Genomic DNA, 14,022 nt, shown 5'->3' on the forward strand with positions numbered 1-14,022 from the left:
TCTATTATTCAACAGAGAAAATATAAGAATAAATTGGTTGCCCACCTTGATGGACTTCCACTTCCAAATCTTCAAATGTCTCTTCAATATATGCTTCTAACTCTGCAACTTCTTTTTCTTCCACATCTTCCCCGACAAGAATGGTGATGATCTCATCCTCATCTTCGTCAATCAGCTGGTTCAGCAACGCTTTAGCTGCAGAAAGCTGATCTTTATCCGTAGCGGAGATTTTGCCATTGGCAATGCCCATATAGTGGCCTTTCTCAATGGTAAGACCCTCAATTTGGGTATCGCGAACAGCGTATGTGATCTGACCAGTCTTCACTTCCTGCATCAGACTTGTCATTTCATTTGTGTTCGTCTCTAAGTCTGCTTCAGGATTGAAACCTAGCATCGCACTCATACCTTGAGGAATCGTCTTCGTTTTCACGACAGATACCTCGACTTCTGCGATTTCCGCTGCCTGATCAGCTGCCATGATGATGTTTTTGTTGTTCGGTAAGATGATCACTTTGTTTGCGTGCGCTTCTTTGATCGCTTCTGATAAGTCCTGAGTACTAGGGTTCATCGTCTGACCACCTTGGATCACGACATTTGCACCAAGGCTTTCAAACAGCTTCTTGATGCCATCGCCCATAGAAACCGTCACGATGCCATATTCTGCTTTGGCTTCCGGCTTCTTTTTGACATCTTTCTTTTGTCCGACGATCGATGTGTGCTGCTCGCGCATATTCTCCACTTTCATCTTGATCAAGCTTCCGTATTGTTGTCCAAGGTTGAAGGCTTCACCTGGTTTTTCAGCGTGGACGTGTACTTTGACCAGTTCTTCGTCCGAAACGACAAGCAAGGAGTCGCCTAGTTGGCTCAACTCTTCACGGAATCGCTCATCACTATATGGATTCTCTTGTAATTTATCATCCTCAAACTTCACCATGAACTCGGTGCAATAACCGAACTCGATGTCTTCTGTGTTCATGAAGTCCTGAGCAAGCTTGTGGTGCTCAGCATTAACCATGTCATCCATGGATACCGTCTCATCGATGTCTGGAAGCTCTTCGCCTTTTAAGTTGGCTAAGAAGCCTTCATAGATCGTTAGAAGACCTTGTCCTCCACTATCGACGACACCTACCTCTTTCAGAACAGGAAGCAATTCAGGTGTGCGCTTCAGCGACTCTTTCGCAGCTGCGACAACTCCCTCCATGAAGGCAATGATGTCTTCATTTTGTTCAGCAAGTTCCACGGAAGCTTCTGCCGCATCTTTGGCAACGGTAAGAATTGTCCCTTCAACAGGTTTCATGACAGCTTTATAAGCTGTTGTCACGCCACCTTGGAATCCTTCAGACAAATCTTTCGTCGTCAATGTCCCCTTATCTTCCATCGCTTTTCCGAATCCACGGAAGATTTGAGACAAGATGACACCAGAGTTTCCACGCGCCCCCATCAATAACCCTTTCGAAAAGGCTTGGGCGACAGTTCCGGCATGGTTCTCACTTACCGTTTTCACTTCCTCTGCACCTGAGGTCATCGATAAATTCATGTTAGTACCCGTGTCACCATCTGGGACAGGGAATACGTTTAAGGCATCAATCATCTGAGAATTCTTTGTGAGATGATGAGCTCCTTGCAAAATCATTTCGGCTAACTTTTGGCCGTCTATAGTTTGTAACGTCACGCTTACTTCCTCCTTTGACTACAACAAAGACCTATTCGCTCGTCACGCGAACTCCTTGGATGTAAATATTCACCGAGTCCACTGACAAGCCGACTGTTTTATTCAATGTGTATTTCACTTGTGACTGTACGTTGTGTGCAACTTCTGAAATCTTTGTTCCGTAACTAACGATAATAAACATATCTATGTGAAGGTTGTCTTCCTCTTGTCTTACGACGACACCCTTCGAAAAGTTCTCTTTTTTCAACATTTCGGATAATCCATCGCGGATCTGGTTTTTAGATGCCATACCGACAATGCCGTAGCATTCAACAGCTGCTCCTCCTGCGACGGTAGAAATCACTTCATTGGTAATGGTGATATGACCATTTTGGTTATGCAAATCAACGGACATGGGGAATCCTCCTTTTATAACTCCATACTGCTTACATTATAACACATAATAGTTCATACGAGCCTATGAATACAGAGCTCGGCATACGCATAATTCCCCTTATATACTTTGTAACAATTCTTTCGGTCTGTCAAGAGAAAATTCTTGATATAATTCTGTTGCAGTTATTGCAAGGGGTTTTTGGATATGATATAGTAACGTAGTATCTGATGATTTATGTATGTAACAGGAGGGATTTTTACATGGCACGTCGTAGTGTAATTTCGGGCAAAGGTACCCGTTCAGGTAACCACCGTTCACACGCAATGAACGCTAATAAACGTAAATTCAAAGCCAACGTACAAAAAGTACGCATCATGGTAGATGGTAAGCCACAAAAAGCTTACGTAACTGCTCGTGAATTGAAATCTGGTAAAGTAGAGCGCGTCTAATTCCATAGACGTCAAAAAAAGCACCCTTCATCGGGTGCTTTTTTTGTTTCTATTAAAGAAAACCATTGAAAAAAGCACCTCGATCAGGTGCTTTTTCAATGGTCCTCTATTAGCGGGGAGTCCAAGCGTCTGCCGCTTGTCTAACCGGAAATAGACAACAAGTCCGGCGTCCGCTTGCTGGGCGAGGAAACCGGTGCTACTCTTTTTTAAAAGTACTAATGACTGCGCGCACTATACCCCCAAGAAACCGTGGGAGTTTGATCGTATAAAACTTCAAAGAGCCCCCTCCTCCTATAATCAAGCTAATGCGGAATCATACTCTATTGAGTCAAATCCTTGCTCCTTATTACTAAGAGTATGCCTGACCGGAACGAAAAAGTACCTAGATCTTCAATCAATTGATTCGAGATACATAACGTCGATCCATAAGGAAGATCTGCCTCATTTAGAGGGTAATAAAATCCTTCAAGCGTGATTCCAGTGACGTCGAATGTGACAGGCAAAAAGGAAACATAAGGATAAGCGCGATTCGTTTTCAGTGTATGCTTGCCTGCCTCAACTAATGACACCCGATTTTGTTTGTCGATCACGGTTGCTTTAATCCCTTCTTTCAAAAGGGGATAAAGGATTTGGACGTTAGCCAACGTGTGATCCATACGTCCACCAGTGACTCCGAATAACAGAATATGCGAAGGATTCTGTTTTAGTGCACCTCGAATAGCAAGTTCAAGGTCCGTTTCATCTTTTTCATTGGGATACTCATCAAACACTTTCGCATGCTCCCGGATTTTTCGTTTAGAATCCTTTGTAACGGAATCGAAATCCCCGATGGCAACGTCCGGTGTAATCCCGTGTTCAAGCAGTACTTCCGCCCCTTGATCTGCGCCGATCCAAAGCAACTCTTCCTCTTGAAACGAAGCAAGGTCAGGGATGTAGGCTTTCGGACTTCCACCGACGATGGCGATTTTCTTTGCCATAGCGTAACCTCCTAAAATAGATATGTACCATTAATTTGAATTTGTGTACCAAAAATGCAAAGGTATGTACCAAGTCCCGCCAATCTTGTACTAAAATACTCATAAGTTGTACCAAACATCTTTATTAGTGTACCAAAGCCCTCCTATGCAAAAAAAGCCTAAAGGCCAACTAGCCTCTAGGCTTTCATCCTCCTTACAAGGAGTTACGAATTTCTTCTATAGCCTGTTTGCGGTCTTCTTTCTTGAAAACGGCACTTCCGGCCACGAGTACATCTGCTCCTGCATCTGTACAAGTCTTCGCGGTTTCAGCTGTTACTCCACCATCAATTTCGATTTCAAAATCAAGACCCATTTCCTCGCGCCACTCAGAAATCTGGCGGATTTTCGGAACGACTGATGAAATAAACGATTGTCCACCAAACCCAGGGTTCACCGTCATCAGTAAAACAAGGTCAACTTCCGCTAGGATCGGCTTGATCATTTCTGCGGGGGTCGCCGGGTTGATGACGACACCTGGCTTCACACCATGGCTTTTGATCAGTTGAATCGTGCGGTGCAAGTGGGTACAAGCCTCTTGGTGAACCGTAATGATGTCACTACCAGCTTTGGCGAATGCTTCGATGTAATCATCCGGATTGTCGATCATCAAATGTACATCCAGTGTCAAGTCTGTTACGGGACGGATTGCTTCTACGATCATCGGCCCGATCGAGATATTCGGAACATAGTGACCGTCCATAACGTCTACGTGGATGTAATCCGCTCCCCCGCGTTCTACGTCCTGGATCTCCTCTCCGAGTTTAGCAAAATTAGATGCAAGAATGGATGGGGCTATTTTAGTCATGTCAGTACCTCGGCTTTCTATTTTGTATTTCATCTAAGAATTGTAAGTAATGATCATAGCGTTGCTTGGAAATGCTTCCTTCTTCAACGCACGTCTTGACGGCACATTTAGGTTCTTTGTTGTGCAGGCAACCTCGGAACTTGCAGTCATTTTGGACCTCTACAAATTCTGGAAAGCATTCCGGCAATTGTTCCAATTCCAAGTCGCCGAACTCTAGAGAACTGAAACCTGGAGTATCTGCAACAAGTCCTCCAGAAATCTCATAGAGTTCTACGTGCCTTGTCGTGTGCTTCCCTCGACCTAAACTTTCCGAAATATCGTCTGTATCGATAGCTAAGCGTGGATCGATCGAATTCAGTATGGACGATTTTCCGACTCCCGACTGACCGGCAATAACTGTCGTACGTTCTGCCAAATGCGACTGGATTTGGTCAATGGAACTTTCATCGCTGACAGATGAGAGAACGACTCCATATCCAATCCCCTCGTACAAGTCTCGATAACGCTCCATTTCCTCTATTTCTCCATCACTCAGCTGATCCATCTTGGAAATAACAATGAATGGTTCAATTCGCTTCGCCTCTACTAAAACGAGAAAACGATCGAGAAGAAGGGCGTTGAAATCCGGCTTGATAGCGGAAGTCACAATCATTGCCTGGTCTACGTTCGAAATGGGAGGGCGGACAAATTCATTCTTCCGATCTTCTATAGAGAGAATATACCCCTCTTCTTTATTGTCCGCTTTGAATTCCACTATGTCTCCGACGAGAGGGGTAACCTTCTTCTTTCTGAAATTCCCTCTGCCACGGCACTGATACACTTCCCCTTCAGCTAGGACGTAGTAGAAACCGCTCAGCGCCTTAATGATCTTTCCTGTTGTCATGGACTGCTTTCACCTGCCTCTTCGTATGGGATTGTTTCGTTAATTATATTTTCCCCTTCGCGTTGAATACGATAAGTTGCTTCAGAGTCTGGTGTTATCGTTAGCGGAATTGTGTATGGCGTATCCTCTGTGATAGTGATCTCTTCATACAGTTCCTCTAATTTGTTGTTCGCATCTCCGATATAGATCATCACACGCTGTTCCTCTTTATCACCATCTTGATTGAATGGGATGGTTTCTTCTACCTCTATACTACGCGGCTCAGGGTCTGGTTCTGGGGGAGGGATCTCCTCTTCCGGATCAGGTTCTGGCTCAGGTTCTGCTCCGAGAGAAACGGTAATGGTAACCACAGCTCCCTCTTCCAGCTCCGTACCAGCCTCAGGATCTTGTTTTATAACAAGTCCTTTCGAACGGTCGTCTGAATATTCTTCCTCTACTTCAGCTTGAAGGCCATCGCTCTCAATTTCTTGGATCGCCTCTTCTTTGGTCATGTTCGTCAAACGTGACAATTCCACTGTTGGAGGGCCAAGACTGACTTTAAATAAGACAGGTTCATCTTCAGGTATCACATTCTCCCCCGGCATTGGATATACATGCTCAAGGATCTCCCCTTCCGGACTGTCATCATTCACATAATCAGGTGAGACATTGACGAATCCTTGTTCCCGCAACTCAGTAGCTACAAGTTCAAAGTCCCGACCGGTGAAATCTTCAAATTCCACCCGTTCTTTCCCCTGGCTGTAATAAACAGTGACAGATGTTTCTTCCTTTACTGTCGTTCCAGCAGCTGGGTCGGTCCTGATTACAAGTCCTTCTTCAACGTCATCGGAATAGGCCGCTTCGCGGTTGACTTCCAAATTCAATTCCCTGAGCTGGGTATAGGCTTCTTCATATTCAAGACCTGTTACATCGATAATCTCTACATCATCAGGTTGCAGCATTGCCGGCAAAAAGATAGCCGCCGCTATGCCAGCCATTATAAGCAGAGCTAGAATCGATACCACCCAAGGCCACTTCTTTCGCTTCTTTTTAGGCTTTGGCTCCGATTCATTTTCTTCTGTCTTACGTTCTTGAACGGGTTGCATCGGTCTCGTTTGATTATGGATGATGGTTTGTTCACCCGTTTGCTCATCATAAGCATTGTTCGGAATGACCGGAATCGCCTTTGTCTTCTCCTCATCATCCTCTTCGGGAATGACAAACGCGGGTTCATTCATCCGCTCCACATCCAGACAAGTCTCAAGATCCTCTTCCATTGCTGTAACAGAAGCATACCGGTGGAATGGATCTTTTGCAGTTGATTTCAACACGATATTTTCGACACTCTGTGGCAGGTCGTTGATCCATCTTCTTAAAGATGGTGTATCATGTTGTAAATGTTTCAGCGCAATAGATACAGCGGATTCCCCTGAAAAAGGGAGTCTTCCTGTTAGCAGTTCGAAGAAAACAATGCCTAGCGCATAGACATCGGACTTCCGCGTAGCCATACCTCCTCTAGCTTGTTCTGGAGATAAGTAATGAACGGAACCAAGCACTGAATTGGTCTGCGTCAAAGACGTAGCACTGAGCGCCATTGCTATCCCGAAGTCAGTCACTTTCACATGACCGTAATGGTCGATCAAAATATTCTGTGGCTTAATATCTCGGTGAACGATTCCATTCTCATGAGCATGGCTGATAGCGGATGTCACTTGTTTCATAATGTCAACAGTATCCGTAATAGGTATAGGACTGTACTGTTGAATGTACTGCTTCAACGTCATCCCATCTACATATTCCATGACCATGTAGTAAATTTCTTCTTCTTCCCCGACGTCGAAAATATTAACAATATTCGGGTGCGAGAGGCTGGTTGCGGACTGGGCTTCACGGTGAAAACGGGCAATGAACTCTTCGTCATTGCCGTGTTCCAATCGCAAGACTTTAACCGCTACATCACGTTCTAGAATGATATCATGACCGAGGTACACGTTAGCCATTCCACCGCCACCGATTAAATCCTTGATGCGATAGCGATCGTTAAGCAAACGGTTTTGCAACATTACTGTGCACCCTCTTTCTCATCGGATTCCTTCGGGTAATGCACAATCGCTAATGTAATATTGTCCTCTCCACCACGTTCATTGGCGGTATCGACCATATCTTGGCAAAAGTCTTCCCAATTTCCTTCAAAAGTTGAAAGGGACTCAAGCTCGTCGTCATTCACCTTGTTAGTTAAACCATCTGTACAAAGCAGAAGGCGATTGTCCGGTTCGAATGCAATCGTTTTTATATCAGCAAGTACATCATATTCCGTCCCTAATGCTTTCAGTAGTACATTTTTTCTCGGATGGTTCTCCGCTTCTTCGTGACTTATTTGGCCGGAGCGAACCAGTTCATTAACAAGTGAATGATCCTCCGTAAGCTGTTTGAATCCGAATGCATTGGCGAAATAACAACGGCTGTCGCCTATGTGCCCAACCGTTACGAATGATTCCGTACATACCGCTGCCACGACCGTTGTTCCCATTCCAAAACATTCCTCATGCTCACTTGCATATGTTCTAATCTCTTCATTTACGGACTTGATGATATTCCCGAGCCACTCTTCAGCTTGTTCTGGCTGTTGCAGAACATCTGCCTTTTGCCACTCTTTATGTAGGTGGGATACTGCCATATTACTGGCTACATCCCCTGCTCGGTGTCCGCCCATACCATCTGCAACGACAGCCAGCACTTGTCCAGCGCTGTTTGTAAATACGCCGCCTGCATCTTCATTATGGTTTCTTACTTTTCCTTGATCGGTAAGAAAATAATTACTCATGGACTCACCTCATTCTTTATCCTTTTTTCACCATTCGCACTAGGAAGAAACCGTCTGTATCCCATTCTTGAGGGAACAATTGCAGACCATACTCACTTTTTCCTATAGAACCTTGTAACTCTTTAGGTAATCCCTCTTCAAAAGTAGGATCAATTTCAAACTCAGGGTGGTTCGTTAAGAATAGTTGAACAGCTTCTTCGTTTTCATGTCGATCCACCGTACAAGTGCTGTACACCATCTTGCCGCCTGTTTTCAAAAGCGGCGCTACATGCTCCAGCAATTCATCTTGGATCTTTCGAAGGGAAAAGATGTCTTCTTCGCTCTTATGGTATTTAATATCGGGTTTCCCCCGAAGCACTCCAAGCCCTGAGCATGGTGCATCCAATAGAATTCGATCAAAGGTTTCCTGCTCATGGATGTCTTGAAGCTTTCTCGAGTCGGCCTTCGTTGCCGTGATGGAAGTCAATTGCAGCTGTTCTGCCTTCTTCGTCACTAGTTTAGCCTTTTTTTCGTGCAAATCATACGCCGTCACTTCACCTTGGTCCTGCATTTTCTCCGCAATGTGAGTCGTCTTTCCTCCTGGAGCACTGCAGGCGTCTAAAACCCTTTGGCCTGGTTCTAGGTCCATCATCTCAGCAACAAGCATCGAGCTTTGATCCTGAACGGTAAGCTTTCCTTGTGTAAAAAGCGGGTGTTTCAAGATTTGGCCTTCTAGGACGATGAAGCCTTGAGTGGAAAAGATACTCTCCTCTACTCTGAAACCATCTTCCATTAGCGTATTCATCGCTTCTTCTCTCGAAATCTGCAAAGGTTGAACACGAACACTCATTGGAAGATGGTGATTATTTGCTTCGCACATGTCTCTTGTAACATCTATGCCGTATTGAGCGACCCATCGTTCCACTAGCCATTTCGGGTGACTCGTCTCTACCGCCATGCGTTCGACAGGGTCCGTTATCTCATCTGTTGAACGCAAGCCTTTCCGCTGGACGTTACGCAGTACGCCATTCACAAACGAACTGATTCCCTTGTGACCTCGCTTCTTGGAAATCTCAACAGCTTCATGGATAACAGCATGGTCAGGTACACGCTCCAGAAATTCCATTTGATACACGGACATATAGAGCAACCACTTCACCCACGGCTTGATCTTCTTTTGCTTAGAAATGAACGGTTGAATCTGGTAGTCAATCAAATCACGACGTTGAAGCGTACCGTAGACTATTTCAGTCAGCAGTCCTCCGTCTTGGCGAGAGAGCTGTTGCTTATTGATTTCCTGATCGAGCAAGACATGACTAAAGCCTCCTTGCTCACCGATACGAGTTAAAAGGGTAAGTGCCGTCTCCCGCAATACGTATTTAGCCATTCGAACTTTCCCCCAGTACATCTCCTGCAGATAACGATTGTCCTGCTCCGTTCACAAATGCTTGACCGTCCATCCGCTTTTTGCCTGACGGCTGTAGTTCTGTGACTTTCACTGCTCGGTTATCACCAGTCTGGACTAGAAAACCGTCTTCTTGTATGTCGACTACTGTACCAGGTTCCTTATGAAAGCTACCGTTCACTTTCTCTACCCACCATAACTTCAAAGGCTTACCCTTCCAGTAGGTAAACGCTACCGGCCATGGTCTCAAGCCACGTACATGGTTATACACCGTCTGCTGATCATTGCTCCAATCGACAAGCTCTTGTTCACGTTTGATGTTCGGTGCGAATGTCGCTTGGTCATGATCTTGCGCTTCCGCCGTGATGTCTCCATTCAACAGCTTCGGCACCGTCTCCGCAAGAAGATCCGCACCAGCTACAGAAAGTTTGTCATGCAAAGTTCCAACATGATCCTCATCCGCAATCGGTACAACGACTTTCGATAGCATATCCCCAGCATCAAGCGCTTTGACCATATACATGATCGTAACCCCTGTTTCTTTCTTCCCTTGTAAAATGGAATAATGAATCGGCGCACCACCTCTTAGTTCAGGAAGCAAGGAGGCGTGTACATTTATACATCCGAATTTCGGAGCTTCTAACAGAGGTTCTGGTAAGATCTGTCCGAATGCTGCTGTCACGATCAAATCCGGTTCATATTTCAGAACTTCTTCATATTCGTTCTTAATTTTCTCAGGTTGGAAGACCGGGATATCGTATTTTAACGCTGCCTCTTTCACTGGCGGCGGGGTCATCACCTTTTTCCTCCCTTTAGGTCGATCTGGTTGAGTGACGACAAGTACGACGTCATAGGAATCGTCGACAAGTCGTTCTAAAACTGGGACAGCGAAATCCGGAGTCCCCATAAAAGCTATTCGTGTCATGAGCTAGTGCTCCTTTCCTACATTAACTGGTACGGTTGAAAATCTACGATGATTTGTAGTCCGTTCTCTTGTTTCATTTCATCTTCATAATAGTGGAGAATACGTTCCACTAACTTCCGCTGCTCGGGTTCCTTCTTGTATTTTATCATGCATTGATAGCGATATCTATTATTGATCCTTGTCAGAGCAGAAGGGGTCGGACCAAGTACAAAAGACTGATCGGAAAGCTTCTGACGCATGAATTGAGCGATTTTGGTCGTCACTTCCTGAACCTTCAATTGATTGGGATGGGACACCGTAATCAGCGTCAAAAAATAATAAGGCGGATAATTGAAGGCTTTGCGGATCCGCATTTCTTCTTGGAAGAAGCGATCAAAATCATATTCACTAGCTAGGTCCACACTGTAATGTTCCGGTGTATAAGTCTGCACGACAACCTCTCCAGGTTTTTCGTGTCGGCCGGCACGGCCACTAACTTGTGTAAGCAACTGGAACGTTTTTTCAGAGGCTCGGAAATCCGGCAGATTCAAGAGCGAATCCGCCGCTAGCACACCTACTAAGGTGACATTGCCGAAATCGAGCCCTTTAGCGATCATTTGTGTGCCTAGTAAAATGTCTGCCTCTTTATTACCGAATTTCGTTAACAAACGCTCATGAGATCCTTTTCGGCGGGTCGTGTCGACATCCATACGAAGCACTCTCGCTTCCGGAATCAGCTGCTCAAGCGCTTCTTCCACCTTCTGGGTACCGGTTCCGAAATAACGGATCGTCTTCGATTCACATTCCGGACATTCAGTCGGCATTGGTTCTTCATGGGAACAGTAATGGCATTTGAGACGGTTCTGGCGTTTGTGGAATGTGAGGGCGATATCGCAGTGCGGACATTCTGATACATGCCCGCAGTCCCGGCACATGACAAAAGTCGAGTAACCACGTCGATTCAAGAATAGGACCGCCTGCTCCCCTTTTGTCAGTCGGTCTTCTATTTTCTCTTTCAGCATTCGGGAGAACATCGAACGATTGCCTTCATGGAGTTCTTCTCGCATATCTACGATTTCCACATCCGGCATTGTCGCATCATTCATTCGCTTAGAAAGCGTCAGCAGTTGATAGTTCCCCTTAGCCGCCCTTGCATATGATTCAAGAGCAGGTGTTGCGCTACCTAAAACCACGGGGCAATGGTGGCGTTTAGCTCTCTCAATCGCTACATCACGTGCATGATACCGTGTACGGTCTTCCTGCTTATAACTCGTTTCATGCTCCTCGTCGATAATGATTAGTCCAATATTGGAAAACGGGGCGAAAATTGCGGATCTTGCTCCGACAACGACTTGGACTTCTTTCCGCTGAATTTTGCGCCATTCATCGTATTTTTCACCGGCAGACAAGGCGGAGTGCAAGACCGCTACCTTGGAACCGAAGCGGCCCTTAAATCGTTCGACCATTTGAGGTGTAAGGGCAATTTCAGGCACCAACATGATGGCTTCCTCCCCTTTATCCATCACCTTCTGAATGGACTGGAGATACACTTCCGTCTTTCCGCTTCCTGTGACCCCGTGAAGGAGAAAGGTATCATGTTGTTCTCTGTCTATCGTCTTCAAAATAGGACCGATTGCTTCCGCTTGTTCTTCTGTCAGTTCAAAAGGAGTCGTCCGTTCAAACTCACGATCTTGGTAGGGATCACGAAAGACTTCTTGATCGAATTCTTTCAGAACCCCATCTTTTATCAAAGGTTTTAAAGAGGCAGACGTTGTAGACAATGTTTGTAGTAGCTGCTTCTTAGATATCGGTTCTCTATGTTCAGTGAAATATTCAACGATGGCTTTCTGCTTCTTCGCTTGCTTGGATAGGTCTTCAAGAAATCCCAGCAGCTCCATTTCGTCCAAGGCCGGTTGAACCATGCGAGTCGTTCGCTTTGTTTCCCGACTCTTCACTTCATAGTGAACGTCCACTTCCCCATCATCGATGTGCTTACGCAATGTGTGATAACTGACGCCAGAAGCATCGAACTCTTCATAATCAAGCACTGCACGACCATCGAAAACACGGTCTAATTCCGAGTCAAGCGGGCTTTCAGTCAGCTTCCAAAGTTCTTTGCGATACTTCGCTTTCATCACTTGGGGAAGCATGACTTGAAGGCAAGAGACATAATAACTCAGCGTCTGCTTTGAAAGCCACTTACCCAGATGGAGCAGTTCTTCTGTCAGTGCAGGCGTCACATCCAGCACTTCGGAAAGGTTTTTCACTTTATCAAAATCGCTCTCGTTGGTAAGCGCGACTACATACCCCATAATTTTCCTTGGGCCGAACGGTACAATGACACGCACCCCTGGTTGGACGACGCTTTCGAATTTCTCTGGAATCTTATAATCAAATGGCCGGTTAGTATTCTTGGATGGGACATCCACAATGACTCTAGCAAACGTCACACGACGTCACCCGACATTTCTTTCGCGGCACGTCGTAATATCCCTTCAGCAAGTTCATCTTTCGACATGAGAGGGAAAGCTTCGACTTGACCGGACTTTGTCATCCAAAGAGAAGCATTCGTGTCATGACCAAAACCGGCTCCTTCATCCGCTACATTGTTCACGACAATGCCATCTAGGTTTTTCTTGTCGAGCTTCTCTCGTCCGTATCGCTCGACCTCTTGCGTCTCTGCAGCAAAACCGATTAAGTATTGGTGTTCTTTTCTTTCCCCAAGCTCAGCCAGTATGTCGCGCGTACGTTCCATTTCGACTACATAATCCCCTGGCGACTTTTTCATTTTATGATCATAGGTGATTCTTGGTCGGTAATCTGCTACCGCTGCCGATTTGATAACAAGGTCCTGGTCGGGGAAATGGGTGAGCATCTGTTCATGCATCTCTTCTGCCGTTGTGACGTCAATTCGCGTCACTCCAGCAGGCGTAGCCAAATTAACAGGTCCGGAAACCAGCGTAACTTCCGCTCCTAGAGCTTTCGCCTGCCTGGCAAGAGCATAGCCCATCTTTCCAGTTGATGGGTTCGTAAAGTAACGGACTGGGTCTATCTTTTCTCTTGTGGGTCCGGCACTGATCAAGACCTTTTTCCCTTTCAACAGCTGTTGCTTGTCCATTTCTTTCTCCAAAACTTCTACAATCGTCAATGGTTCCTCAAGGCGACCTTTCCCGACATATCCGCAAGCAAGGTAACCTTCTCCAGGTTCAATGAAGCGGAATCCCCACTGATCAAGCTGGTGCATATTTTTGAGCACAGCTGGATGGCTGTACATATGTACATTCATCGCTGGAGCAATGTAAACAGGTGCCTCTGTTGCAAGCAGCGTCGTCGAGAGCATATCGTCCGCGAGTCCGTTGGCTAGCTTCCCGATCAAATTGGCAGTGGCTGGAGCCAACAAGAATAGGTCCGCCCAATCTGCGACATCTATATGCTGAATCTGAGATGGATCCTGCTCATCAAATGTATCCGTGTACACAGGGTTTCTTGATAACGCTTGAAACGTCGTAGGTGCGACAAAATTCTTGGCGCTAGGTGTCATAATGACCTTGACCTCTGCCCCTGCCTGTACGAGTTTACTTGTTAAAGCCGCCGCTTTATAGGCTGCGATGCCGCCGGAGACGCCTAATACAATCTTCTTGCCTGTTAACATCTACGATTCCTCCTCAAGAACGATAGCGAAAAAAGCCGCGCTGTTACAGTGGTGTAAGCGCGGCTTCGTTTCTTAAGT

General features: G+C 45.8%; 13 protein-coding genes. 1 reads left to right on the forward strand and 12 read right to left on the reverse strand.

The genetic code is table 11. The features are described from left to right. Positions 1–4 precede the first annotated feature (4 nt). Both E4663_RS07770 and E4663_RS07775 read right to left on the reverse strand, forming a co-directional pair. A complete protein-coding gene (locus tag E4663_RS07770; protein ID WP_135327169.1) occupies positions 5–1,672 on the reverse strand; it encodes a DAK2 domain-containing protein in 1,668 nt (555 codons plus the stop codon). 31 nt (positions 1,673–1,703) lie between these two features. Continuing rightward, on the reverse strand, positions 1,704–2,066 hold the full coding sequence (locus tag E4663_RS07775) for an Asp23/Gls24 family envelope stress response protein (protein WP_079480266.1): 363 nt from the start codon (positions 2,064–2,066) through the stop codon (positions 1,704–1,706). A 242-nt stretch (positions 2,067–2,308) separates the two neighbouring features. Here E4663_RS07775 and rpmB point away from each other — a divergent pair, with 242 nt between their 5' ends. Next, positions 2,309–2,497 (forward strand): 50S ribosomal protein L28, encoded by a 189-nt coding sequence (rpmB, locus tag E4663_RS07780; protein ID WP_079480267.1) that lies wholly within the window; start codon positions 2,309–2,311, stop codon positions 2,495–2,497. A 196-nt stretch (positions 2,498–2,693) separates the two neighbouring features. Here rpmB and spoVM read toward each other — a convergent pair whose 3' ends face one another. From spoVM to coaBC, 10 genes are all read right to left on the reverse strand, one after another. Next, entirely contained in the window at positions 2,694–2,774 is an 81-nt protein-coding gene (spoVM, locus tag E4663_RS07785; protein ID WP_135327589.1) for a stage V sporulation protein SpoVM, read from the reverse strand. A 43-nt stretch (positions 2,775–2,817) separates the two neighbouring features. Beyond that, on the reverse strand, positions 2,818–3,474 hold the full coding sequence (locus tag E4663_RS07790; protein ID WP_135327170.1) for a thiamine diphosphokinase: 657 nt from the start codon (positions 3,472–3,474) through the stop codon (positions 2,818–2,820). A 193-nt stretch (positions 3,475–3,667) separates the two neighbouring features. After that, positions 3,668–4,318, reverse strand: coding sequence for a ribulose-phosphate 3-epimerase (gene rpe, locus E4663_RS07795; protein ID WP_135327171.1), 651 nt, complete (start codon positions 4,316–4,318; stop codon positions 3,668–3,670). Position 4,319: 1 nt separating this feature from the next. Next, on the reverse strand, positions 4,320–5,201 hold the full coding sequence (rsgA, locus tag E4663_RS07800) for a ribosome small subunit-dependent GTPase A (RefSeq protein ID WP_079480271.1): 882 nt from the start codon (positions 5,199–5,201) through the stop codon (positions 4,320–4,322). Beyond that, entirely contained in the window at positions 5,198–7,243 is a 2,046-nt protein-coding gene (gene pknB / locus E4663_RS07805; RefSeq protein ID WP_135327172.1) for a Stk1 family PASTA domain-containing Ser/Thr kinase, read from the reverse strand. The genes rsgA and pknB overlap by 4 nt, the downstream gene beginning before the upstream one ends. Next, a complete protein-coding gene (locus tag E4663_RS07810) occupies positions 7,243–8,004 on the reverse strand; it encodes a Stp1/IreP family PP2C-type Ser/Thr phosphatase (RefSeq protein WP_079480273.1) in 762 nt (253 codons plus the stop codon). Before E4663_RS07810 ends, pknB begins: the two co-directional genes overlap by 1 nt. A gap of 16 nt (positions 8,005–8,020) precedes the next feature. Continuing rightward, positions 8,021–9,370, reverse strand: coding sequence for a 16S rRNA (cytosine(967)-C(5))-methyltransferase RsmB (rsmB, locus tag E4663_RS07815; RefSeq protein WP_135327173.1), 1,350 nt, complete (start codon positions 9,368–9,370; stop codon positions 8,021–8,023). Further along, entirely contained in the window at positions 9,363–10,313 is a 951-nt protein-coding gene (gene fmt / locus E4663_RS07820; RefSeq protein WP_135327174.1) for a methionyl-tRNA formyltransferase, read from the reverse strand. The genes rsmB and fmt overlap by 8 nt, the downstream gene beginning before the upstream one ends. Positions 10,314–10,330: 17 nt before the next feature. Beyond that, positions 10,331–12,742 carry a primosomal protein N' gene (gene priA / locus E4663_RS07825; RefSeq protein WP_135327175.1) on the reverse strand — a complete coding sequence of 804 codons (2,412 nt, stop codon included), beginning with the start codon at positions 12,740–12,742 and terminating at the stop codon, positions 10,331–10,333. Next, on the reverse strand, positions 12,739–13,944 hold the full coding sequence (gene coaBC, locus E4663_RS07830) for a bifunctional phosphopantothenoylcysteine decarboxylase/phosphopantothenate--cysteine ligase CoaBC (protein ID WP_079480277.1): 1,206 nt from the start codon (positions 13,942–13,944) through the stop codon (positions 12,739–12,741). The genes priA and coaBC overlap by 4 nt, the downstream gene beginning before the upstream one ends. Between the last annotated feature and the right edge of the window lie 78 nt (positions 13,945–14,022).

Origin of the sequence: Halobacillus salinus (assembly GCF_004684905.1) — a bacterium.
Taxonomy (GTDB): domain Bacteria; phylum Bacillota; class Bacilli; order Bacillales; family Halobacillaceae; genus Halobacillus; species Halobacillus salinus.

Bases quoted from the DNA above. Each gene is read 5' to 3' on its own strand.
- rsgA (WP_079480271.1), bottom strand. From the start codon at position 5,201: ATGACAACAGGAAAGATCATTAAGGCGCTGAGCGGTTTCTACTACGTC.
- E4663_RS07790 (WP_135327170.1), bottom strand. From the start codon at position 3,474: ATGGCAAAGAAAATCGCCATCGTCGGTGGAAGTCCGAAAGCCTACATC.
- E4663_RS07810 (WP_079480273.1), bottom strand. From the start codon at position 8,004: ATGAGTAATTATTTTCTTACCGATCAAGGAAAAGTAAGAAACCATAAT.
- fmt (WP_135327174.1), bottom strand. From the start codon at position 10,313: ATGACACGAATAGCTTTTATGGGGACTCCGGATTTCGCTGTCCCAGTT.
- rpmB (WP_079480267.1), top strand. From the start codon at position 2,309: ATGGCACGTCGTAGTGTAATTTCGGGCAAAGGTACCCGTTCAGGTAAC.
- E4663_RS07775 (WP_079480266.1), bottom strand. From the start codon at position 2,066: ATGTCCGTTGATTTGCATAACCAAAATGGTCATATCACCATTACCAAT.
- pknB (WP_135327172.1), bottom strand. From the start codon at position 7,243: ATGTTGCAAAACCGTTTGCTTAACGATCGCTATCGCATCAAGGATTTA.
- coaBC (WP_079480277.1), bottom strand. From the start codon at position 13,944: ATGTTAACAGGCAAGAAGATTGTATTAGGCGTCTCCGGCGGCATCGCA.
- rsmB (WP_135327173.1), bottom strand. From the start codon at position 9,370: ATGGCTAAATACGTATTGCGGGAGACGGCACTTACCCTTTTAACTCGT.
- rpe (WP_135327171.1), bottom strand. From the start codon at position 4,318: ATGACTAAAATAGCCCCATCCATTCTTGCATCTAATTTTGCTAAACTC.